20 protein-coding genes are annotated in these 22,816 nt (G+C 62.3%); 13 read left to right on the top strand and 7 right to left on the bottom strand.

Going from position 1 to position 22,816, the window contains the following annotated elements; genetic code table 11:
* Nucleotides 1-77 precede the first annotated feature (77 nt).
* Nucleotides 78-902, bottom strand: a complete 825-nt coding sequence (locus ABFB52_RS26970) for an NAD(P)-dependent oxidoreductase (protein ID WP_129972201.1) — start codon at nt 900-902, stop codon at nt 78-80.
* Nucleotides 903-1,146: 244 nt separating this feature from the next.
* On the bottom strand, nt 1,147-2,187 hold the full coding sequence (locus tag ABFB52_RS26965) for a low specificity L-threonine aldolase (protein ID WP_007959802.1): 1,041 nt from the start codon (nt 2,185-2,187) through the stop codon (nt 1,147-1,149).
* Between the two features lie 128 nt (nt 2,188-2,315).
* Here ABFB52_RS26965 and ABFB52_RS26960 point away from each other — a divergent pair, with 128 nt between their 5' ends.
* The 9 genes from ABFB52_RS26960 to ABFB52_RS26920 all read left to right on the top strand — a co-directional run bounded on the left by ABFB52_RS26960 (nt 2,316) and on the right by ABFB52_RS26920 (nt 12,967).
* The gene (locus ABFB52_RS26960) at nt 2,316-3,026 is read left to right on the top strand and encodes a TraX family protein (RefSeq protein WP_129972200.1); all 711 of its coding nucleotides are present in this window, start codon (nt 2,316-2,318) and stop codon (nt 3,024-3,026) included.
* Between the two features lie 156 nt (nt 3,027-3,182).
* Nucleotides 3,183-4,436 (top strand): serine hydroxymethyltransferase, encoded by a 1,254-nt coding sequence (glyA, locus tag ABFB52_RS26955; protein ID WP_102685725.1) that lies wholly within the window; start codon nt 3,183-3,185, stop codon nt 4,434-4,436.
* A 20-nt stretch (nt 4,437-4,456) separates the two neighbouring features.
* The gene (locus ABFB52_RS26950; RefSeq protein ID WP_003206307.1) at nt 4,457-5,707 is read left to right on the top strand and encodes a sarcosine oxidase subunit beta; all 1,251 of its coding nucleotides are present in this window, start codon (nt 4,457-4,459) and stop codon (nt 5,705-5,707) included.
* 14 nt (nt 5,708-5,721) lie between these two features.
* On the top strand, nt 5,722-6,051 hold the full coding sequence (locus ABFB52_RS26945) for a sarcosine oxidase subunit delta (protein WP_011336273.1): 330 nt from the start codon (nt 5,722-5,724) through the stop codon (nt 6,049-6,051).
* The gene (locus ABFB52_RS26940) at nt 6,048-9,065 is read left to right on the top strand and encodes a sarcosine oxidase subunit alpha (RefSeq protein WP_129972199.1); all 3,018 of its coding nucleotides are present in this window, start codon (nt 6,048-6,050) and stop codon (nt 9,063-9,065) included. The genes ABFB52_RS26945 and ABFB52_RS26940 overlap by 4 nt, the downstream gene beginning before the upstream one ends.
* Before the next feature lie 55 nt (nt 9,066-9,120).
* The gene (soxG, locus tag ABFB52_RS26935) at nt 9,121-9,753 is read left to right on the top strand and encodes a sarcosine oxidase subunit gamma family protein (RefSeq protein ID WP_064599941.1); all 633 of its coding nucleotides are present in this window, start codon (nt 9,121-9,123) and stop codon (nt 9,751-9,753) included.
* 252 nt (nt 9,754-10,005) lie between these two features.
* Nucleotides 10,006-10,863: a formyltetrahydrofolate deformylase gene (gene purU, locus ABFB52_RS26930; RefSeq protein WP_129972198.1), complete on the top strand. Its 858-nt coding sequence runs from the start codon at nt 10,006-10,008 to the stop codon at nt 10,861-10,863.
* 98 nt (nt 10,864-10,961) lie between these two features.
* Nucleotides 10,962-12,161 carry a formaldehyde dehydrogenase, glutathione-independent gene (fdhA, locus tag ABFB52_RS26925; RefSeq protein WP_085746628.1) on the top strand — a complete coding sequence of 400 codons (1,200 nt, stop codon included), beginning with the start codon at nt 10,962-10,964 and terminating at the stop codon, nt 12,159-12,161.
* Between the two features lie 248 nt (nt 12,162-12,409).
* Nucleotides 12,410-12,967: a DUF2780 domain-containing protein gene (locus tag ABFB52_RS26920; protein ID WP_129972197.1), complete on the top strand. Its 558-nt coding sequence runs from the start codon at nt 12,410-12,412 to the stop codon at nt 12,965-12,967.
* A gap of 1 nt (nt 12,968) precedes the next feature.
* Here ABFB52_RS26920 and ABFB52_RS26915 read toward each other — a convergent pair whose 3' ends face one another.
* On the bottom strand, nt 12,969-13,856 hold the full coding sequence (locus tag ABFB52_RS26915; RefSeq protein WP_129972196.1) for an acyltransferase: 888 nt from the start codon (nt 13,854-13,856) through the stop codon (nt 12,969-12,971).
* A gap of 193 nt (nt 13,857-14,049) precedes the next feature.
* Between ABFB52_RS26915 and ABFB52_RS26910 the strand changes: the two genes are divergently transcribed.
* From ABFB52_RS26910 to creD, 4 genes are all read left to right on the top strand, one after another.
* Nucleotides 14,050-14,553, top strand: coding sequence for an ATP-dependent zinc protease (locus ABFB52_RS26910; RefSeq protein ID WP_007959815.1), 504 nt, complete (start codon nt 14,050-14,052; stop codon nt 14,551-14,553).
* 73 nt (nt 14,554-14,626) lie between these two features.
* On the top strand, nt 14,627-15,307 hold the full coding sequence (gene creB / locus ABFB52_RS26905) for a two-component system response regulator CreB (protein WP_129972195.1): 681 nt from the start codon (nt 14,627-14,629) through the stop codon (nt 15,305-15,307).
* The gene (gene creC, locus ABFB52_RS26900) at nt 15,307-16,722 is read left to right on the top strand and encodes a two-component system sensor histidine kinase CreC (RefSeq protein ID WP_085746624.1); all 1,416 of its coding nucleotides are present in this window, start codon (nt 15,307-15,309) and stop codon (nt 16,720-16,722) included. Before creB ends, creC begins: the two co-directional genes overlap by 1 nt.
* Before the next feature lie 82 nt (nt 16,723-16,804).
* Entirely contained in the window at nt 16,805-18,175 is a 1,371-nt protein-coding gene (gene creD, locus ABFB52_RS26895) for a cell envelope integrity protein CreD (RefSeq protein WP_085746623.1), read from the top strand.
* An 87-nt stretch (nt 18,176-18,262) separates the two neighbouring features.
* Here creD and ABFB52_RS26890 read toward each other — a convergent pair whose 3' ends face one another.
* From ABFB52_RS26890 to ABFB52_RS26875, 4 genes are all read right to left on the bottom strand, one after another.
* Nucleotides 18,263-18,892 carry a glutathione S-transferase gene (locus ABFB52_RS26890; protein WP_085746824.1) on the bottom strand — a complete coding sequence of 210 codons (630 nt, stop codon included), beginning with the start codon at nt 18,890-18,892 and terminating at the stop codon, nt 18,263-18,265.
* 64 nt (nt 18,893-18,956) lie between these two features.
* Nucleotides 18,957-19,136 (bottom strand): hypothetical protein, encoded by a 180-nt coding sequence (locus ABFB52_RS26885; protein WP_085697754.1) that lies wholly within the window; start codon nt 19,134-19,136, stop codon nt 18,957-18,959.
* On the bottom strand, nt 19,133-20,263 hold the full coding sequence (locus ABFB52_RS26880) for a PepSY domain-containing protein (protein ID WP_129972194.1): 1,131 nt from the start codon (nt 20,261-20,263) through the stop codon (nt 19,133-19,135). Before ABFB52_RS26880 ends, ABFB52_RS26885 begins: the two co-directional genes overlap by 4 nt.
* Before the next feature lie 74 nt (nt 20,264-20,337).
* The gene (locus ABFB52_RS26875; protein ID WP_085746621.1) at nt 20,338-22,776 is read right to left on the bottom strand and encodes a TonB-dependent siderophore receptor; all 2,439 of its coding nucleotides are present in this window, start codon (nt 22,774-22,776) and stop codon (nt 20,338-20,340) included.
* Nucleotides 22,777-22,816: the final 40 nt, after the last annotated feature.

Raw genomic sequence — 22,816 nt, 5'->3', positions numbered from 1 at the left:
CGAAAAAGGAGCAGGCAGTCTATGGCGAAGCCTGTTTGGTTTATGTAGGTCCTGGTGTAGGTCTATTCTGAAAATGCTCAGTCGATAAACAGATCCGTCATCAACTTCGCGTCACTCTTCGGCTCAAACCGATAGTGGTCGAATTCGCTCACGCCGCTTTCGCGCAAGATCTCTTCATCAATCAACAACCGCCCGGTAATCCGCCGCCCGCTGCTGCTCAGAATCACATGCGCCGCATCCGCCATGATCGCTGGCGTGCGCGCATGCTTGAACGACTCCCGATTGCCCAGCTGAAACTCGATGGCCGCCGTGGCAATCATGGTCTGCGGCCACAGCGAATTGACGCTGATGCCGTAGTTGGCAAACTCCTCGCTCATCCCGACCGTCAGCATGCTCATGCCGTATTTGGTCACGGTGTAGGGGCTGTACTGGGCGAACCATTTACTGGCCAGATTCAGCGGCGGTGAAAGGTTGAGGATGTGGCCGGAGGACTTCTTCAAATAGGGCAGGGCGGCCTGGCTGCACAACAACACCGCGCGGGTGTTGATCTGGTGCATCAGATCGAAACGCTTGAGCTCGATGTGCTGCACGCCGGTCAGTTTGATCGCCCCGGCGTTGTTCACCAGCGCATCGATCCCGCCAAAATGTTGATTGGCCTGGGCCAGCGCCTGTCGCACCGCCTCCTCATCCCGCACATCCAGTTGCAGCGCCAGGGCCTTGCCGCCGGCCGCTTCGACTTCAGCGGCGACGCTGTGGATGGTGCCGGGCAACTTGGCGTGCGGCTCGGCGCTCTTGGCCGCGATCACGATATTGGCCCCGTCCTGTGCAGCCCGCAGCGCAATCTCGCGCCCGATGCCACGGCTGGCGCCAGTGATGAACAAGGTTTTGCCTTTAAGCGACATGCGCAAGCTCCTGCTTATTGTTATGTGAGTGATGGCTCGACAGACAATGTAGACGATGGAGCTGAAACAGGAGGGGGAGGAGCTGTGGCGTGAGATCGTTCCCATGCTCCGCGTGGGAATGCAGCCTTTGACGCTCCGCGTCATGACGATGCCTGGCGTTGCATCGGCGGTGCGGCAGGAACGCGGAGCGTCCCGGGAGGCATTCCCACGCAGAGCGTGGGAACGATCAGGAGGAGGGGATAAATCAGGCCGACATGACTTCGCGGATGTCGCGCGCCAGTTCGCGTACGCGTTCCTCTTCGGTGTCCCACGAGCACATGAAGCGCGCGCCGCCCTTGCCGATGAAGGTGTAGAAGCGCCAGCCGCGCGCGGTCAGGGCGGCGATGGCCGGTTCCGAGAGTTGCAGGAACACGCCGTTGGCCTGGACCGGGAACATCAGTTCCACGCCCGGGATGTCGCTGACCAGTTCGGCCAGCAGTTGCGCGCAGTGGTTGGCGTGGCGGGCGTATTTGAGCCAGGCGTCGTTTTCCAGGATGCCGACCCACGGCGCCGACAGAAAGCGCATTTTCGAGGCCAGTTGCCCGGCCTGTTTGCAGCGGTAATCGAAGTCTTCGGCCAGTTTGTGGTTGAAGAACAGGATCGCCTCACCCACCGCCATGCCGTTCTTCGTGCCGCCGAAGCACAGCACGTCGACGCCGGCCTTCCAGGTCAGGTCCGCCGGCGAGCAGCCGAGGAATGCGCAGGCGTTGGAGAAACGCGCGCCGTCCATGTGCAGGTTCAGGCCCAGTTCCTTGCAGGTATCGCTGATGGCGCGGACTTCTTCCGGGGTGTAGACGCTGCCGACTTCGGTGGCCTGGGTCAGGGTCACGACGCGCGGTTTCGGGTAGTGGATGTCCTGGCGCTTGAGCGCGACTTCGCGGATCGAAGCCGGGGTGATCTTGCCGTTTTCAGTCCCGGCGATCAGCAGTTTCGAACCGTTGGAGAAGAATTCCGGAGCGCCGCATTCGTCGGTTTCGACGTGGGCGGTTTCCGAGCAGATCACGCTGTGGTAACTCTGGCACAGCGACGACAGCGCGAGGGAGTTGGCGGCGGTGCCGTTGAAGGCGAAGAACACTTCGCAGTCGGTCTCGAACAGCTTGCGGAAATAATCGGAGGCGCGTGCTGTCCACTCATCGTCGCCATAGGCGCGCTGGTGGCCGTGGTTGGCCTGTTCCATGGCAGCCCAGGCTTCAGGGCAGATACCGGAATAGTTGTCGCTGGCGAATTGTTGGCTCTTGTCGGTCATGGCCGGCTTCCGTGATCGAGGCGCTTGTGGCGCTTCGTGGGGTCAATGATGGTGCGCACTGTACCGAAGATCATCCGGGGAGCACACGGGATGTCGCTGTCAGAACTTTACAAGGATGCGAGCCGATTATGCACCTGAGCCGGCGCGACGGCGCACTCGATCTGCTCAAGTGGCTGGCGCTGCTGAGCATGCTGCTCGATCACTTGCGATATGTCGGGATCAGCGCCGATTGGCTGTATGTGCCGGGACGGCTGGCGTTCCCGTGGTTCTGCCTGGCGATGGCGGCGAACCTGGCCCGTGACGGCGCGCGCAAGACCGAATGGCGTTATCTGGGCTGGTTGTTGCTGTTCAGCGCCGTGAGTGAAATTCCCTACCGTTTGTACATTCCAGAGCCCGACACGTTGAACGTGATGCCGACGCTGGCGCTGGGCCTGCTGGTGGCGCGGGGCTGGCAGGCGCGAGCGCTGATTTCGCGATTGCTGGCCGTCGGCGCGCTGCTGTTGGCGGCGATGTTCCCGGAGCGACTGATGTTCGGTCTGTTCGGCGTCCTGCTGCCGCTGGCGATGTTGCTGGTGTTTCGTCGGCCCTGGTATTTCAGCTTGCTGCCGGGCCTGCTGTGTCTGGCCGCGAATCAATGGCGGACGCTCTACGAATCCGCGCAGTTCGGCAACATTGTCGCCATCCTCGGGATTGTGACTTGCCTGATCGCGCCACTGCTCGGAATGTTCCTGTTGCGACAAGCCACTTACCTCCACGCGCCACCCATGCGGCGCTGGGCGTATGCGCTCTATCCCGCGCATTTCATGGTTCTTCTGGCCTTGCGCCAGCTACTTGTTTGAGTCCGTCGCCGCCGCCATGTCGTAAACGCACCTTTGCGTGGCGTCCGTAGGCATTTGACCTCCCTGCGCCGGCCATACCATCGCATCAAAGGGCATTGGCTGAACGCCGTGCCTTACCGAGACGAATGGCGCACAGATGCCGCTGGGAGAGACGCGATGTTCAGCAAGCAAGACCAGATCCAGGGTTACGACGATGCACTGCTGGCGGCGATGAATGCCGAGGAGCAACGTCAGGAAGATCACATCGAGCTGATCGCGTCGGAGAACTACACCAGCAAGCGCGTGATGGAAGCGCAAGGCAGCGGCCTGACCAACAAATACGCCGAAGGCTATCCGGGCAAGCGCTACTACGGAGGCTGCGAGCACGTCGACAAGGTCGAAGCCCTGGCCATCGAGCGCGCCAAGCAGCTGTTCGGCGCCGATTACGCCAACGTCCAGCCGCACTCCGGTTCCTCGGCCAACAGCGCCGTGTACCTGGCCCTGTTGCAAGCGGGCGACACCATTCTGGGCATGAGCCTGGCCCACGGCGGTCACCTGACCCACGGCGCCAAGGTTTCGTCTTCGGGCAAACTGTACAACGCCGTGCAGTACGGCATCGACACCAAGACCGGCCTGATCGATTACGACGAAGTCGAGCGTCTGGCCGTCGAGTGCAAACCGAAAATGATCGTCGCCGGTTTCTCGGCCTACTCGAAAACCCTCGACTTCCCGCGCTTCCGTCAGATCGCCGACAAGGTCGGTGCGCTGCTGTTCGTCGACATGGCTCACGTCGCCGGTCTGGTGGCTGCCGGTCTGTACCCGAACCCGCTGCCGTACGCCGACGTGGTCACCACCACCACTCACAAGACCCTGCGCGGTCCGCGTGGCGGGCTGATCCTGGCCAAGGCCAACGAAGAAATCGAGAAGAAGCTCAACGCGGCGGTATTCCCCGGCGCCCAGGGCGGCCCGCTGATGCACGTCATCGCCGGCAAGGCCGTGTGCTTCAAGGAAGCACTGGAGCCTGGCTTCAAGGCCTATCAGCAACAAGTGATCGACAACGCCCAGGCGATGGCGAGCGTCTTTATCAAACGTGGCTACGATGTAGTGTCCGGCGGCACCGACAACCACCTGTTCCTGGTCAGCCTGATCCGTCAGGGCCTCACCGGTAAGGACGCCGACGCCGCCCTCGGTCGCGCGCACATCACCGTCAACAAGAACGCCGTACCGAACGACCCGCAGTCGCCGTTCGTGACCTCCGGCCTGCGCATCGGCACCCCGGCGGTGACCACCCGCGGCTTCAAGGTGACCCAGTGCGTGACGCTGGCCGGCTGGATCTGCGACATCCTCGACAACCTCGGCGATGCCGATGTCGAGGCCAACGTCGCCCAGCAGGTTTCGGCCCTGTGCGCTGACTTCCCGGTTTATCGCTGAGCGTTCTGGAGTACATGACTATGCAACGCTATTCGGGCTTCGGCCTCTTCAAACACTCCCTCAGCCACCACGAAAACTGGCAGCGCATGTGGCGCACGCCTACCCCGAAAAAGGTCTACGACGTGGTCATCGTCGGTGGCGGCGGGCATGGTCTGGCGACCGCCTACTATCTGGCCAAGGAGCACGGCATCACCAACGTGGCCGTGGTCGAAAAGGGCTGGCTGGGCGGCGGTAACACCGCGCGCAACACCACCATCGTTCGCTCCAACTACCTGTGGGACGAGTCGGCGCACCTGTACGAACACGCGATGAAACTGTGGGAAGGCCTGTCTCAGGACCTGAACTACAACGTGATGTTCTCCCAGCGCGGCGTCTACAACCTGTGCCACACCCTGCAGGACATCCGTGATTCCGAGCGTCGGGTCAGCGCCAACCGCCTCAACGGCGTCGACGGCGAACTGCTCAACGCCAAGCAGGTCGCGGACGAAATTCCGTACCTCGACTGCTCGAAAAACACCCGCTACCCGGTGATGGGCGCGACCGTTCAGCGTCGCGGCGGCGTGGCCCGTCACGATGCCGTGGCCTGGGGCTTTGCCCGTGCCGCCGACGCCCTCGGTGTGGACTTGATCCAGCAGACCGAAGTAATCGGTTTCCGCAAGGAAAACGGCGTGTGCATCGGTGTTGAAACCAACAAGGGCTTCATCGGCGCCAAACGCGTCGGTGTGGTCACCGCCGGTAACTCCGGGCACATGGCCAAGCTCGCCGGTTTCCGTCTGCCGATCGAATCCCACCCGCTGCAAGCGCTGGTGTCCGAGCCGATCAAACCGATTATCGACAGCGTGATCATGTCCAATGCCGTGCACGGTTACATCAGCCAGTCCGACAAGGGCGACCTGGTGATCGGCGCCGGTATCGACGGCTACAACGGCTACGGCCAGCGCGGTTCGTACCCGGTGATCGAGCACACCATCCAGGCCATCGTCGAGATGTTCCCGGTGCTGTCGCGAGTGCGCATGAACCGTCAGTGGGGCGGCATCGTCGACACCACGCCGGACGCCTGCCCGATCATTTCGAAAACCCCGGTACCGAACATGTTCTTCAACTGCGGTTGGGGCACCGGCGGCTTCAAGGCCACACCTGGCTCGGGCAACGTGTTTGCCGCGAGTCTGGCCAAGGGTGAAATGCACCCGCTGGCCGCACCTTTCTCCATCGACCGTTTCCACAACGGTGCGTTGATCGACGAACACGGCGCTGCGGCTGTCGCCCACTAACAGGAGAAATCCCCATGTTGCATATCTTCTGTCCTCACTGCGGCGAACTGCGCTCCGAAGAGGAATTCCATGCATCCGGTCAGGCGCACATTCCGCGTCCGCTGGATCCGAACAGCTGCACCGACGAGGAGTGGGGCGACTACATGTTCTTCCGCGACAACCCGCGCGGTCTGCACCACGAGTTGTGGGATCACGTCGCCGGTTGCCGCCAGTACTTCAACGTCACCCGCGACACCGTGACCTACGAGATTCTCGAAACCTACAAGATCGGCACCAAGCCGCAATTCACCGACAAGGCTGACACTGCGAAAACAGCCACGACGGCGCTGGGAGAGAAGGTATGAGCCAGACCAATCGCCTGTCCAACGGTGGACGGATCGACCGCAACAAAGTGCTGAGCTTCACCTTCAACGGCCAGACCTACAAAGGTTTTGAAGGCGACTCGCTGGCCGCAGCCCTGCTGGCCAACGGCGTCGACATCATTGGCCGCAGCTTCAAGTATTCGCGTCCGCGCGGCATCTTCGCCGCCGGTGCCGAAGAGCCGAACGCGGTGCTGCAGATCGGTGCTACCGAAGCCACCCAGATTCCTAACGTGCGCGCCACGCAACAGGCGTTGTACCAGGGCCTGGTCGCCACCAGCACCAACGGCTGGCCGAGCGTCAACAACGACATGATGGGGATTCTCGGCAAGGTCGGCGGCAAGCTGATGCCGCCGGGTTTCTACTACAAAACCTTCATGTACCCGCAATCGTTCTGGATGACTTACGAGAAATACATTCGCAAGGCCGCAGGTCTTGGTCGTTCGCCGACCGAAGTCGATCCGGACACCTACGACTACATGAACCAGCACTGCGACGTGCTGATCGTCGGCGCCGGCCCGGCCGGTCTGGCCGCAGCACTGGCTGCTGCCCGCAGTGGTGCGCGGGTGATCATCGCCGATGAACAGGAAGAGTTCGGCGGCAGCCTGCTCGATTCTCGCGAAAGCCTCGACGGCAAACCGGCGATGGAATGGGTGGCCGGCGTCATCGCTGAATTGAAGAGTACTCCGGACGTGCTGCTGTTGCCGCGCGCCACGGTCAACGGCTACCACGACCACAACTTCCTGACCATTCATGAACGCCTCACCGATCACCTCGGTGACCGCGCGCCGATCGGCCAAGTGCGTCAGCGCATCCACCGCGTCCGCGCCAAGCGTGTGGTGCTGGCAACCGGCGCTCACGAGCGTCCGCTGGTCTACGGCAACAACGACGTGCCGGGCAACATGCTCGCCGGCGCGGTGTCGACTTACGTGCGCCGTTACGGCGTGGCACCGGGCAAGAAGCTGGTGCTGTCGACCAACAACGATCACGCCTACCGCGTGGCGCTGGACTGGCTCGATGCCAGCCTGCAAGTGGTCGCCATCGCCGACGCCCGCAGCAATCCGCGTGGCGCATTGGTCGAAGAAGCGCGCGCCAAAGGCATTCGCATCCTCACCGGCAGCGCCGTGATCGAGGCCCGTGGCAGCAAGCACGTCACCGCTGCCCGCGTGGCGGCGATCGATGTCAAAGGCCATAAGGTCACCAGCCCCGGCGAATGGCTCGACTGCGACCTGATCGCCAGCTCCGGCGGTTACAGCCCGGTGGTTCACCTGGCGTCGCACCTCGGCGGCAAGCCGATCTGGCGCGAAGACATCCTCGGCTTCGTACCGGGCGAAGCACCGCAGAAACGCGTGTGCGTCGGTGGCATCAATGGCGTCTACGGTCTTGGCGATTCTCTGGCTGACGGTTTTGAAGGCGGAGTGCGCGCTGCGTCCGAAGCCGGTTTCCAGACCGTTGAAGCCGTGTTGCCGAAAGCCCTGAGCCGTCTGGAAGAGCCGACGTTGGCGCTGTTCCAGGTGCCGCACGAGAAGGGCACTTCGCGGGCGCCGAAGCAATTCGTCGACCTGCAGAACGACGTGACCGCCGCGGCCATCGAGCTGGCGACCCGCGAAGGTTTCGAGTCGGTCGAGCACGTCAAACGCTACACCGCGCTGGGCTTCGGCACCGATCAGGGCAAGCTCGGCAACGTCAACGGCCTGGCGATTGCCGCCCGCTCGCTGAACGTGACCATCCCGCAGATGGGCACCACGATGTTCCGTCCGAACTACACGCCGGTCACTTTCGGCGCGGTAGCCGGTCGTCACTGCGGGCACATCTTCGAACCTGTGCGTTACACGGCACTGCATCAATGGCACCTGAAAAACGGCGCCGAGTTCGAAGACGTCGGTCAGTGGAAACGTCCGTGGTACTTCCCGAAAAACGGCGAAGACATGCATGCCGCCGTCAAACGCGAATGCAAGGCTGTGCGCGACAGCGTCGGTCTGCTGGACGCTTCGACCCTGGGCAAGATCGACATCCAGGGCCCGGACGCCCGCGAGTTCCTCAATCGCGTGTACACCAACGCCTGGACCAAGCTCGACGTGGGCAAGGCCCGTTATGGCCTGATGTGCAAGGAAGACGGCATGGTCTTCGACGACGGTGTGACGGCGTGTCTGGCCGACAACCATTTCGTCATGACCACAACCACCGGCGGCGCGGCTCGCGTCCTGCAGTGGCTGGAGCTGTACCACCAGACCGAATGGCCGGACCTGAAGGTGTACTTCACCTCCGTCACCGATCACTGGGCGACCATGACCCTGTCCGGCCCGAACAGCCGCAAGCTGCTCAGCGCCGTGACCGACATCGACCTGGCCAACGAAGCGTTTCCGTTCATGACCTGGAAAGAAGGTCTGGTCGGCGGTGTACCGGCACGGGTGTTCCGCATCTCGTTCACCGGTGAGCTGTCGTACGAAGTCAACGTCCAGGCCGACTACGCGATGGGCGTGCTGGAAAAAATCGTCGAGGCGGGCAAGCAGTACAACCTGACCCCGTACGGCACTGAAACCATGCACGTCTTGAGGGCGGAGAAGGGCTTCATCATCGTCGGCCAGGACACCGACGGCTCGATGACCCCGGACGACCTGAACATGGGCTGGTGCGTCGGTCGCACCAAACCGTTCTCGTGGATCGGCCAGCGCGGCATGAACCGTGAAGACTGCGTGCGTGACCAGCGTAAACAGCTGGTGGGCCTGAAGCCGATCGATCCGAACGTATGGCTGCCGGAAGGTGCACAGCTGGTGTTCAACACCAAGCAGTCGATCCCGATGACCATGGTCGGCCACGTGACCTCCAGCTACGCGCACAACTCCCTCGGCTATTCGTTTGCCATGGGCGTGGTGAAGGGCGGTCTCAAGCGCATGGGCGAGCGGGTGTTCGCACCGCTGGCGGATGGCAGCGTGATCGAGGCGGAAATCGTTTCTTCGGTGTTCTTCGATCCGAAAGGCGATCGCCAGAACATCTAATTGATCGCTCCCGCGCCTGGCGCGGGAGCGACACCGAATTCAGGAAGGGTGCTTTATGACCGCAGCCAACGTTTACCAACAACGCCCGACCACCGGGGCCAAGGCCGAGTCGTCGCTGCATCACGCCGACCTCGCCAGCCTGGTCGGCAAGGGCCGCAAGACCGCCGGCGTGACCGTGCGCGAGAAGAAACTCCTCGGCCATCTGACCATCCGTGGCGATGGCCACGATGCCGCGTTCGCCGCCGGTGTGCACAAGGCGCTGGGCATTGAATTGCCGGGCGCCCTGAGTGTGATCGTCAAAGGCGAAACCAGCCTGCAATGGATGGGCCCGGATGAGTGGCTGCTGATTGTGCCGAGCGGTGAAGAGTTCGCCGCCGAGCAGAAACTGCGCGAAGCGCTGGGCGATCTGCACATCGCCATCGTCAACGTCAGCGGCGGCCAGCAAGTGCTTGAATTGAGCGGCCCGAACGTGCGTCAGGTACTGATGAAATCCACCAGCTACGACGTGCACCCGAACAACTTCCCGGTCGGCAAGGCGGTCGGCACGGTGTTCGCCAAGTCGCAGCTGATGATCCGCCACACCGCTGAGGACACCTGGGAACTGCTGATCCGTCGCAGCTTCTCGGATTACTGGTGGTTGTGGTTGCAGGATGCGTCCGCAGAATACGGCCTTAGCGTTCAGGCTTGAGGTGAATTGCGTCGATCTTGCTTGCGTGTAGGGCCTGAGATTTTTGCCCCCTCACCCCAACCCTCTCCCCCAAGGGGGCGAGGGGGAAAGGGAGCTGATCTCGGTTGGTTTCAAAGCCTGAGTTCGGCTCGGTATTTCACGTCGGCGTAGCTCGAAAGAACAACCCGGTCAGTCCCCTCTCCCTCCGGGAGAGGGCTAGGGTGAGGGGAAAACTCCCTGACACCCCGCACAAAGAACAGGAGTCACCGCACCATGAGCCGCGCCCCAGACACATGGATTCTGACCGCCGACTGCCCCAGCGTTCTCGGCACCGTGGACGCGGTGACGCGTTTTCTGTTCGAGCAGGGCTGTTACGTCACCGAACACCACTCGTTCGATGACCGCCTCTCGGGGCGTTTCTTTATTCGTGTGGAATTCCGTCAGCCCGACGGTTTCGACGAGCAATCCTTCCGCGCCGGCCTCGCCGAACGCGGTCAGGCGTTCGGCATGATCTTCGAGCTGACCGCGCCGAACTACCGGCCAAAAGTCTTGATAATGGTCTCCAAGGCCGATCACTGCCTCAACGACTTGCTCTACCGCCAGCGCATCGGCCAGCTGTCGATGGACGTGGCGGCGGTGGTGTCGAACCACCCGGACCTCAAGCCGCTGGCCGACTGGCACCAGATTCCCTACTACCATTTCCCCCTCGACCCGAACGACAAACCGGCCCAGGAGCGGCAGGTGTGGCAGGTGATCGAGGAGGCTGGCGCCGAACTGGTGATCCTCGCCCGCTACATGCAGGTGCTGTCGCCGGAGCTGTGCCGCAAGCTCGATGGCAAGGCGATCAACATTCATCACTCGCTGCTGCCGGGCTTCAAGGGCGCCAAGCCGTATCACCAGGCCTACAACAAGGGCGTGAAACTGGTGGGCGCCACCGCGCACTACATCAACAACGACCTCGACGAGGGGCCGATCATCGCCCAGGGCGTCGAGGCCGTGGATCACAGTCATTACCCCGAAGACCTGATCGCCAAGGGCCGCGACATCGAAGGCCTGACCCTGGCCCGGGCCGTGGGGTATCACATTGAGCGGAGGGTGTTCCTGAACGCCAATCGCACCGTCGTTCTTTAAGTCATAACAACGCAAAACCAACAAGCAATAACCCGAGCACTTAACGTGCTGCCTGCCTGGGCGGCGCGGTTCCATAAAAACAACAGCGAGGTGAAAGCATGTCTGGCAATCGTGGTGTGGTGTATCTCGGCGCTGGCAAGGTCGAAGTACAGAAAATCGACTATCCGAAAATGCAGGATCCGCGCGGCAGGAAGATCGAGCACGGTGTCATCCTGCGTGTGGTTTCAACCAACATTTGCGGCTCCGACCAGCACATGGTGCGCGGCCGTACCACCGCTCAGGTCGGTCTGGTGCTGGGACACGAGATCACCGGTGAAGTGATCGAGAAGGGCAGCGACGTCGAAAGCCTGAAAATCGGCGATCTGGTGTCCGTTCCGTTCAACGTGGCTTGCGGGCGCTGCCGTTCCTGCAAGGAGCAACACACCGGCGTCTGCCTGACCGTCAACCCGGCCCGCGCCGGCGGTGCCTACGGTTACGTCGACATGGGCGACTGGACCGGCGGCCAGGCCGAATACGTGCTGGTGCCGTACGCCGACTTCAACCTGCTGAAACTGCCGGACCGCGACAAGGCCATGGAGAAAATCCGTGACCTGACCTGCCTCTCCGACATTCTGCCGACCGGTTACCACGGCGCCGTCACCGCTGGCGTTGGTCCGGGCAGCACCGTTTACATCGCGGGCGCAGGCCCGGTCGGCCTGGCCGCTGCTGCTTCGGCCCGTCTGCTGGGCGCGGCGGTGGTGATCATCGGCGACGTCAACACCATCCGCCTGGCCCACGCCAAGGCTCAGGGTTTTGAAGTGGTCGACCTGTCGAAAGACACCCCGCTGCACGAACAGATCGCCGCGCTGCTGGGCGAACCTGAAGTGGATTGCGCGGTGGACTGCGTGGGCTTCGAAGCCCGTGGTCATGGTCACGACGGCGTCAAATCCGAAGCTCCGGCCACCGTACTCAACTCGCTGATGGGCGTGGTGCGCGTAGCTGGCAAGATCGGCATTCCGGGCCTGTACGTGACCGAAGATCCGGGTGCCGTGGACGCTGCCGCGAAAATGGGCAGCCTGAGCATTCGCTTCGGCCTCGGCTGGGCCAAATCCCACAGCTTCCACACCGGCCAGACCCCGGTGATGAAGTACAACCGCCAGCTGATGCAGGCGATCATGTGGGACCGCATCAACATCGCCGAAGTGGTGGGCGTGCAGGTCATCAGCCTCGACCAGGCGCCGGAAGGCTACGGCGAGTTCGATGCCGGCGTGCCGAAGAAGTTTGTGATTGATCCGCACAAGTTGTTCAGTGCGGCGTAAGCGGTGAGGCAATAAAAAAACGGCGACCCTGGGTCGCCGTTTTTTATGAGGTTTATATAACTGTCCCTCGCGTTCTAAAACCGCGGATGTGCCATTCATCGCCCGGCGTTCGGACTTTCACGTTTCATGCACGCCTTCGGTATGAAAATGGCTGGCCCGCGCCGGAACATGCCGGCGGATGCCCGGTCAAACCGGGCAGTTTGACCCTCCCTTGACGGAAGGTCTTCACGCCACAAGAGGATGTCTGAATGAAGATTTCACGCGGTTTTGCCCTGGCATCGCTCCTGACCCTGGCGGCAGGGCCGGTGTTTGCCGGTTTCAGTTTGAATGACGTGGCCGGTGCAGTAGCGGGCATGCAGGGCGGGGACAAGGCCGCCGCCGCGGCGCCGACGTCGGAAACCGCCGGTCTGTTGAGTGCCTTGAGCGCGCTGAACGTCACGCCGCAGCAAGCGGTCGGCGGTACCAGTGCCATGCTGGGCCTGGCGAAGAACCAACTGAGCAACACGGACTATTCCGAGCTGGCCAAGGAAGTGCCGGGCATCGACAAGCTGTCGGGCGGCAGCGGTAATCTGGCGGCGTTGAGCGGCTTGCTCGGCTCGTCGGGCAAGTCCGCCGGGCTGGAAAATGCGCTGGGCAACGTCAAGGACACCAATGACCTGAACAACGCCTTCGGTGCGTTGGGCATGGACAGCGGGATGGTCGGCCAGTTTGCCCCGATCCTCCTGCAATACCTCGGTCAGCAGGGTGTCGGCGGTTCGTTGCTGCAAAGCCTGGGCAGCATCTGGGGCACCGGCACCAACGGGTGACTCAGCGGCGCTCGCCCTTGAGTTCGGCGATGCGCTGATCCTTGAGGGTCCAGAGCTGGTTGACCCAGTTCTGGACCTTCTCGCGAAACGCCGGATCGTTTTCGTAATCGCCCTGCCACAGGGCCGGATCCAGCTCGCGGGTCTGGATGTCGATGATCACGCGCGGCACGTTGCCGCTGATCAGGTCCCAGAACCCCGGAATCTTCTGCTGTGGATAAACCACGGTCACGTCGAGAATCGCGTCCAGCTGTTCGCCCATCGCCGCCAGTACAAACGCCACGCCGCCCGCCTTGGGTTTGAGCAGGTGACTGAACGGCGATTGCTGCTGAGTGCTTTTGGCAGCGGTGTAACGCGTGCCTTCCAGATAGTTCACCACCGTCACCGGCTGGCGCTTGAACAGCTCGCAGGCGGCCTTGGTGATTTCCAGATCCTTGCCGGCCAGTTCCGGGTTCTTCGCCAGAAACGCCTTGGTGTAACGCTTCATGAACGGGTAATCCAGCGCCCACCAGGCCAGGCCCAGGAACGGCACCCAGATCAGCTCTTTCTTGAGGAAGAACTTGAAGAACGGCGTGCGCCGGTTGAGGGTCTGGATCAGCGCCGGGATATCGACCCAGGACTGATGGTTGCTGATCACCAGGTAAGACGTGTCGCTGCGCAGGTCTTCGCCGCCGCGAATGTCCCATTGGGTGGGGATGCACAGGCGAAAGATCAGCTTGTCGATTTCCGCCCAGGTTTCGGCGATCCACATCACCGCCCACGAGGCGTAGTCGCGAAAGCGCCCCGGCAGGATCAGCTTGAGCAGGGCGAACACCATCAGCGGTCCGAACAGCACGAGGGTATTGGACAACAGCAGCAGGGTGACGAAACAGCCGGTGAGCAGGCGGCGCATAAGCAACTCTTGGAAAACGGATGGGCGCGCCATGATAAGTGGCTTCGGCCGACAGGCCAAATCCGCCGGTGACGAATGTTTCACCTGTGGCGCGTTAGTCTGATCGTTCCCACGCGGAGCGTGGGAACGATCAAGTAAACAACGGTCTAAAATCTCGCGTCTGACGCCCCCATTTCCCAAGGAAGCCCTTTACGTGAAATCCCTCCTTGCACTGCTTTCCCTCGTCGCCCTGCCGGTGCTCGCCGCCGAACCGACCCTGTACGGTCGTTACGAATACATCGCGCTGCCGGAAATCGGCGGCGAAGTGCTCAAGGCCAAGATGGACACCGGCGCGCTGACCGCCTCGTTGTCGGCCAAGGACATCGAGACGTTCAAACGCGACGGCGAAGACTGGGTGCGTTTCCGTCTGGCCACCAAGGACGCCAGCAACAAGGTGTACGAGCACAAGGTCGCGCGGATCAGCAAGATCAAGAGTCGCTCGGATGAAGAAGACGAGGGCGAAAGCACCGAAGTGGCCAAGCGTCCGGTGGTCGATCTGGAGCTGTGCCTGGGCGACGTCAAGCGTACCGTGGAGGTCAACCTGACTGACCGCAGCAACTTCAACTACCCGTTGCTGATCGGGGCCAAGGCCCTGCGCGAGTTCGGCGCGGCGGTGAACCCGGCGCGACGCTTCACGGCGGACAAGCCGGACTGCTAAACCAAGTGGTCTCATTGACGTAACGCCGGGCTTGGGGCACCGTTCGCGCACTTAACCCACAGGCTCGGACGCCATGCCTCATATCCTGATTGTCGAAGACGAAGCGGCGATTGCCGACACGCTGATTTTTGCCTTGCAGGGCGAGGGCTTCACCACGACCTGGCTGAGCCTGGGCGCGGCGGCGCTGGAGCATCAGCGCCAGACCCCGGCGGATCTGATCATCCTCGACATCGGCCTGCCGGACATCAGCGGCTTCGAGACCTGCAAACAGCTGCGTCGCTTCAGTGAAGTGCCGGTGCTGTTCCTCAGCGCGCGCAATGCCGAAATCGACCGCGTGGTGGGCCTGGAAATCGGCGCCGATGATTACGTGGTCAAGCCGTTCAGCCCGCGCGAAGTGGCGGCACGAGTCCGGGCGATTCTCAAGCGCATGGCGCCACGTCCGGTCATCGAGGCGTCCTCGGCGCTGTTTCGCGTCGATCCCGAACGTGTGCAGATCAGCTATCGCGGCCAACCACTGAGCCTCACCCGCCACGAATTCCGTCTGCTGCAATGCCTGCTCGAACAACCCGAGCGGGTGTTCAGCCGCGAGCAACTGCTCGATGCGCTGGGCGTGGCGGCGGATGCCGGTTACGAGCGCAGCATCGACAGCCATATCAAAAGCGTGCGCGCCAAATTGCGTCTGGTGCGCGCCGAGGCCGAGCCGATCCAGACCCATCGCGGCCTTGGCTACAGCTACAGCCCGGGGCACAGCTGATGTCGCTGGGGCTGCGGATTTTCCTGGTGTATGTGCTGTTCATCGGCCTCACCGGTTACTTCGTACTCAACACAGTGATGGAAGAAATCCGCCCCGGCGTGCGCCAGTCCACCGAAGAAACCCTGGTCGACACCGCCAACCTGATGGCGGAAATCCTGCGGGATGATTTCAAGGCCGGCACCCTCAACCAGAATCGCTGGCCGGAGCTGCTCCGCGCCTATGGCGATCGCCAGCCGAAGGCGACGATCTGGGGACTGGCGAAAAACCAGGTCAACCACCGCATCTACGTCACCGACGCCAAGGGCATCGTGGTCCTGGACTCCAGTGGTCTGGCCGTCGGTCAGGACTACTCGCGCTGGAACGACGTCTACCTGACCCTGCGCGGTGAATACGGCGCACGTTCCAGCCGCAGTGACCCGAATGATCCGAATTCTTCAGTGATGCACGTCGGCGCGCCGATCCGCGACAACGGCGCGATCATTGGCGTGGTCACCGTGGCCAAGCCCAACAGTTCACTGCAACCCTACGTCGATCGCACCGAACGCCGTTTGCTCGGTTACGGCGCCGGATTGATCGGCCTCGGCCTGCTGCTCGGCGCCGTGCTGTCGTGGTGGCTGAGCCGCGCGTTGCACCGCTTGACCGTGTACGCCCAGGCGGTGAGCGAGGGCCGTCGGGTGGCGGTGCCGCACTATCGCGGCGGCGAGCTGGAACAGTTGGCCACTGCCGTGGAACAGATGCGCACCCAGCTCGAAGGCAAGGCCTACGTCGAGCGTTATGTGCACACCCTGACCCATGAATTGAAGAGCCCGCTGGCGGCGATTCGCGGTGCCGCCGAGTTGTTGCAGGGCGAGATGCCGGCGGATCAGCGATTGCGCTTTGTCGGCAACATCGACAGTGAAAGTGCCCGGATGCAACAGTTGATCGAGCGCCTGCTGAACCTTGCGCAGGTCGAACAGCGGCAGGGTCTTGAGGAACGCGTCGCAGTGCCATTGGCGGCGCTGGTGGATGAGCTGTTACAGGCTCAAATGGCACGCATCGAAGGCCGGCAACTGCGTATCGAGCAAACCATCGCGGCGGATCTGGCGTTGATCGGCGAGCCATTTCTGCTGCGACAGGCGCTGGGCAATCTGCTGGAGAACGCACTGGATTTCACGCCGTCACACGGTCTGCTGCGCTTTGGTGCCGAGAGAATCGGCGAGCAGGTCGAGCTTCGCCTGTTCAACGAAACCACGCCGATTCCCGACTATGCCTTGCCCCGTTTGAGCGAGCGTTTCTACTCCTTGCCACGCCCGGACAGCGGACGTAAAAGCACCGGACTCGGGCTGAACTTCGTCGAGGAGGTGGTCAAGTTGCACGGTGGATCAATGCGCATCGGCAACGTTGAAGGTGGGGTGGAAGTCGTTCTGCAGTTGTAGTTTCCACACAAACTCCACATTCCTCCCATAAAACCCCCACATCCCCTTTGCAGACTCTGCCCATCGAAACAGGGAGAGTCCCATGAACAAAAGTCTGACGATAAAACTCGGGGCCATTGCCCTGCTGATCCTGGTATTGCTGGTGCCGCTGCTGATGATCGACGGCATCATCGACGATCGCCAGCAACTGCGTGACGGTGTGCTGGAAGACATTGCCAGAAGCTCAAGCTACAGCCAGCAACTCAGCGGGCCGGTGATGGTTGTGCCGTATCGCAAAGTGGTGCGCACCTGGAAAACCAAGGAGAAGAGCGACGAGCGCTACCAGGAAATCGGCGAAGAGCGCGGGCGCCTGTATTTTCTGCCGGAGCGTTTTGAACTCGACGGCCAGGTGCAGACCGAACTGCGCGCCCGTGGCATTTACGAGGCGCGGCTGTTCCATGCCGATAACCGTATCAGCGGGCATTTCTCGCTGCCGGCGCAGTTGGGGATCAAGGAGGATTTTGCCGATTACACCTTCGATGCGCCGTTCCTGGCGGTCGGCATCAGTGATATTCGCGGTATCGAAAATGCGCTGAAGCTGGAGCTTGGCGCGCAACGCCTGGACTTCGTTCCGGGTACTCAGGTCGGCTGGCTGGGCGAGGGTGTGCGAGTGACGCTGCCGGCGCTGGACACCAGCAAGACCACGGAACTGGCCTTCGGCTTCGACCTGCGCCTGCAAGGCACCGGCTCGTTGCAGGTGCTGCCGGTGGGCAAGACCAGCCGCGTGAACCTCGCTGCCAACTGGCCGCACCCAAGCTTCATCGGTAACTTCCTGCCGGCCAAACGCGAGATCACCGATCAGGGTTTCACCGCCGATTGGCAGACCTCGTTTTTCTCCACCAATTTGCAAGAGGCGATGAGCCGCTGCGTGTCGGGCAATGATTGCGAGACGTTCAACGGGCGCAGTTTCGGCGTGAGCTTCATCGATCCGGTGGATCAGTACCTGAAGAGCGATCGGGCGATCAAATATGCGTTGTTGTTCATCGTCCTGACGTTCGCCGGTTTCTTCCTGTTCGAAGTACTGAAAAGCCTGGCAGTGCACCCGGTGCAATACGCGCTGGTAGGTGTGGCGCTGGCGTTCTTTTATCTGTTGCTGCTGTCGTTGTCGGAGCACATCGGTTTTGCCCTGGCGTATCTGTTGTCGGCCAGCGGTTGTGTGTTGTTGATCGGGTTCTACGTCTGCCATGTGCTGCGCAGCGTGCGGCATGGCTTGAGTTTTTCGGCGGGGCTGGCGGCGTTGTACGGTTTGCTCTACGGCTTGCTGAGCGCCGAGGATTACGCGCTGCTGATGGGCTCGCTGCTGCTGTTCGGTCTGCTGGGTGTGTTCATGGTGCTGACCCGCAATCTGGACTGGTACGGGATCGGGCAGAAACCGGCCAAACCGCTGGAGTTCGATATCGGAGCGGTGCAATGAGCCGGTTTGTGGGGTTGCGTGAGGAGCAGCGGGAGGCCGAAGTGTTGATGACGCTGATCTTTGCGTCGTTGCCTCCCGCCCGGTGCGTCAAGCCTTCGGCATCGTCGCAATCATCGACGGCCGCTGGCTCACTTCAAAGAACCAGTTGGCCAGTTGCGGGTTGGCGTCACGCCAGCCCAGATCCGGGAAGCGCAGATCCAGATAACCCAGCGCACAGGCCACGCTGATCGAAGCGACGTCGAAGTGGCAGGTCAGTTCGGCAATCGCGTCGCGCTCCAGCAGGGCGAGGGCGCGGCGGATCTTCTCGCGCTGGGCCTCGAGCCATTCGTCCCAGTGCTTTTCCGGGGCACGCAGCACTTGCTCGTAACGCACCATGACCGAGGCGTCCATGATCCCGTCGGCCATCGAGGCCAGGGTCAGGCGCCGCCAGCGGGCCGCGCCGTCGCGAGGGATCAGCGGGTTGCCGACGTGCTGGTGGTCGAGGTAATCAAGGATCACCCGGCTGTCATGGATGACATTGCCGTCGGCCAGGCGCAGGGCCGGGATCTTGCCCAGCGGGTTGTCTTCGTTGAGGGCGGCGTCCGGGCTGACAGGGCTGAGTACGCAGTCCTGCAGCGCGACGCGATCCTGCTGGCCGGTCTCGTGCAGCAGCACCATGACTTTGCGCACGAACGGGGACAGGGTGTTGTGAAACAGGGTCATGCTGGGAGCGGACATTGGCAGGGTCTCGGTCAAGGGCAAGACGGGCAGCATAGCGCGTTGCCCGTCAGGCTCAAGCCGTTCAGCGACGTTGCAGCAGTCCACGCAGGGCAATGGCGGCCGGAACGCCCAGACCAATCCAGCTCAAGCCATCCCAGATCCCGTCGCCCAGCAGCGCGGCGAACAGGCCCGCCGCACTCAGCAGCGCGATCACCAGCGGTGTGCTGAAGACCTTCCAGAAATTCGACTGACGCGGCTTCATGCTGCGGCCTCCGCCGGTTCCAGTACCGGTTTCGCGGCCTTGCGCCTTACCACCCACAAGTACACGCCGCTGGCGAGGACGATGATGGTCAGCACGTCCAGCGTGGCCCAGAGGATTTTCATCGGCATGCCGCCGTAGTCACCGAAGTGCAGCGGCTGAGACATGCCCATGGCGTCCATGTACCACGGTCGTTCTGCCACCGCCGTGACCTGCAGGGTGCTGGCGTCGATCAGCACCGGGGTCAGCAGGTGCGAGGTCAGGTGGGTGCCGCCCTTCATGAACACCGAGTAATGGTGCTCGCTGGAGAAACGGGTGCCGGGGAAGGCGATGAAGTCCGGTTTCATCCCCGGTGTGACGCTGCCGGCGATGTCCAGCACCCGGGTGGCCGGGGCCAGTTGCGTCAGCGGCGGGGCATCGCGATAGGGCGCGATCATGGCGTTGAGCGAATCGCTGCGCCAGGCGGCGATGATCAGGTCGGCACAGGCGCTGATCACTCCCGTAACGCCGACCACCAGTGCCCAGGTCAGGGTGACCACGCCGATCAGGTTATGCAGGTCGAGCCAGCGCAGGCGGGTGGATTTGTCCTGGCGCACGGTGCCGAACTTCAAGCGGCGCATGAACGGCAGGTACAACACCGTGCCGGACACGATCGCGACCACGAACAGCAAACCCATGAACGCCAGCAGCAACTTGCCCGGCAGGTCGGCGAACATGTCGACGTGCAGGCGCAGGATGAACAGCATCAGCCCACCGTTGGCCGAAGGCATTTCCAGGGCTTCGCCGGTGCGCGCATCGAGCATGAAGGTGTGCGAGGAGTTGGGCTCGGTGCCGGCGGTCTTGGCCATGATCGTCAGCACGGCATTCGGTTCGTCGTCTTCGAAGCCGAAGTACTGCACGACTTCACCGGGCCGATGCTTCTCCGCCGCTTCGACCAGTTGCGCCAGGTTCAGATGCGGCGTATCCGCCGGCATCACCCGCAACTCGGGCGCATCGCCCAGCAGGTGGTCGATCTCGTGATGGAAAATCAGCGGCAGGCCGGTCAGGGCCAGCAGCAGCAAAAACACGGTGCAGATCAGGCTGGTCCAGGTGTGGACGAAGGACCAGCGGCGAATTGTTTTACTTTTCATTTCATGACCTTCAAAAACACCAAAGCCGTCCACGAGGGACGGCCTGGTTGCAGGGCCTGTTTCAGCTCAGGCGCTTACCACTTGTAGGTGGCGCTGGCGATGACGCTGCGCTGGTCGCCGTAGTAGCAGTAGAAACCGTCGCAGGTGGAAATGTAGTCCTTGTCGAACAGGTTGGTCGCGTTGAGTGCCAGCGACGCCCCTTTGAGGCTGTTGTCCAGACGGCCGAGGTCGTAATGCACGGCGGCGTCAAACACGGTGTAGGCGTCCGCCTTGCCCAGCCAGGTGTTGGCCTTGTCGCCGTAGGTGTTGCCGGTGTAGCGCACGCCGCCGCCGATGCCGAAGCCGTCGAGCACGCCGCTGTGCCAGGTGTAATCGGTCCACAGCGAGGCTTGCTGGTTCGGCATCAGTTGCAGACGGTTGCCCTTGTCGACGCCTTTCTGCACTTCGGACTTGGCCAGGGTGTAGGCGGCGATGACTTTCAGGTTGTCGGTAACGTCGGAGACGGCTTCCAGCTCCAGGCCTTTGACTTTCACTTCGCCGGTCTGGCTGGTGATGGTCACGTTGTTGACGATGGAGTTGACCGAGACGTTCTTCTGGGTCAGGTCATACACCGCTGCGCTGAGCAGGGTCTTGCTGCCCGGTGGCTGGTACTTGATGCCCAGTTCCCATTGCTTGCCCTCGGTCGGTTTGAACGAGTCGGTGGCAGTGGCATCGGCGCCGCTGGTTGGCTGGAAGGATTCGGCGTACGACAGGTACGGCACGAAACCCGAGTCGAACACGTAGCTGATCGCCGCGTTACCGCTGAACGCCTTGTCACGCTGGGTGTTGGTGGCGTCGCCCTTGTTGAAGAACTTGGTGCTGGTGTGCACCCAGTCTTCACGACCGCCCAGGGTCAGACGCCATTGGTCCAGGGCCATCTGGTCCTGCACGTAGAGGCCGCTCTGGTAGGTTTTCTGGTTGTAGTCATAGAACGCCGAGGAACGAGGTGGACGAATGATCGTCTGGCCGTAGACCGGGTTATTGACGTTGATGTCCGGTGCGGAGCCGAAGATCGAGGTGTAGTTGTCGTTGCTGCGCTGATGATCGAGACCGAGCAACAGGGTGTGACGGATATCGCCGGTGGCGAAGTCCGCCTGGAAGTTGTTGTCCACGGCGAACTGGCTGATGTCCTCATCGACGTTGGTGGTGCCGCGGCCGACATTACCCTGATCATCGACGGTGAAGCCGGCGAAGGATGGGTTGTAGCTGTTGACGGTCACCGTCTGGAACGACAGATCAGACTTGGTGTAACGCAGATTCTGTTTGAACTGCCACACGTCGTTGATGCGATGTTCGAAGGCATAGCCGAGCGCGTAGTAGGTACGGTCGTAGAAGTCGTAGTCAGGATCGCCCAGGTTCTTGTGATGGGAAATCTTGCCGAACGGCATGTCGATCCTGGTGCCCTGGATCGGGTAGAACTGGCTGGTGACACCGGTATCGTCGCGGGTGAACTGCGAGAGCAAGGTCAGCTTGGTGTCTTCGTCGATGTTCCAGGTCAGGCTCGGGGCGATGTTGTAGCGCTTGTTTTCGATGTGGTCGATCTGCGTGTCGCTGTCACGCACCACGCCGCTGATGCCATACAAAAACTGACCCGCTTCATCGATCTTGCCGGTGCTGGCGAAGTTGATCTGGCGGTGATTGTCGCTGCCGTACTGCAACTGGATTTCGCTGCTTTGCACATCGCTCGGGCGACGGCTGACCATGTCCAGCAGGCCGCCCGGCGGGGTCTGGCCGTACACCGAAGAAGCCGGGCCGCGCAGCAGGGCGAGGCGATCGAGGTTCCAGGTTTCCGGTTTCGGGTTGGCGTAGATGCCGCGTGGCAACGGCAGGCCGTCGAGGAATTGGGTCGGTTCGAAACCGCGCACGCGCAGCCAGTCGATACGGGTGTCGCTGCCGTAGCTGCTGGCGGTGATGCCAGGCATGTAGCGCACGGCGTCATCGAGGCTGTGCACGCCACGGTCGTCCATTTGCTGGCGAGTGGCGACCGAAATCGAACGCGGCGCTTCGACCAGCGCGGTGTCGGTCTTGGTGCCGGCGGCGGTGCGGGTGGCGGTGTAGCCTTCGACCGGGCCCCAGGCGCTTTCATAGTTTTCCACGCCGATCACCGAAGTTTCCGGCAGGGCCATCACGCCTTCCGGTACGGCGACCAGGGTGTAAGTGCCGGCGCTGCTCTGTTCCAGTTGCAGACCGGTGCCACGCAGGGCCGCGCGCAGGGCGCCGGCCGCGTCATATTGGCCGTTGACCGGCGCCGAAGTCTTGCCCGCCGCCAGCGACGGGTTCAGCGACAGCGTGAGGCCGCCCTGGCTGGCGATCTGGTTCAGGGTGGTCGACAACGGAGCCGCCGGCAGGTTGTAGGCGCGTACGCTCGACGCCTGTTCAGCGGCGATCAGTTGGCTGCTGGCCAGCGGGGTGCAGAGGGCAATGGCGACCGCCAGCAAACTGGGGCGCAACAAGGTGTCTAGCGAACGGGACATACGGCGGCTCCTGAATGGAAATATTTCTCAATTGCCTGTG

The organism is Pseudomonas sp. 9.2(2024), assembly GCF_039695385.1.
Lineage (GTDB): Bacteria > Pseudomonadota > Gammaproteobacteria > Pseudomonadales > Pseudomonadaceae > Aquipseudomonas > Aquipseudomonas paraglycinae.
Note: the sequence above shows the minus strand (reverse complement) of the source record. Positions and strands in the feature narration are given on the sequence as shown.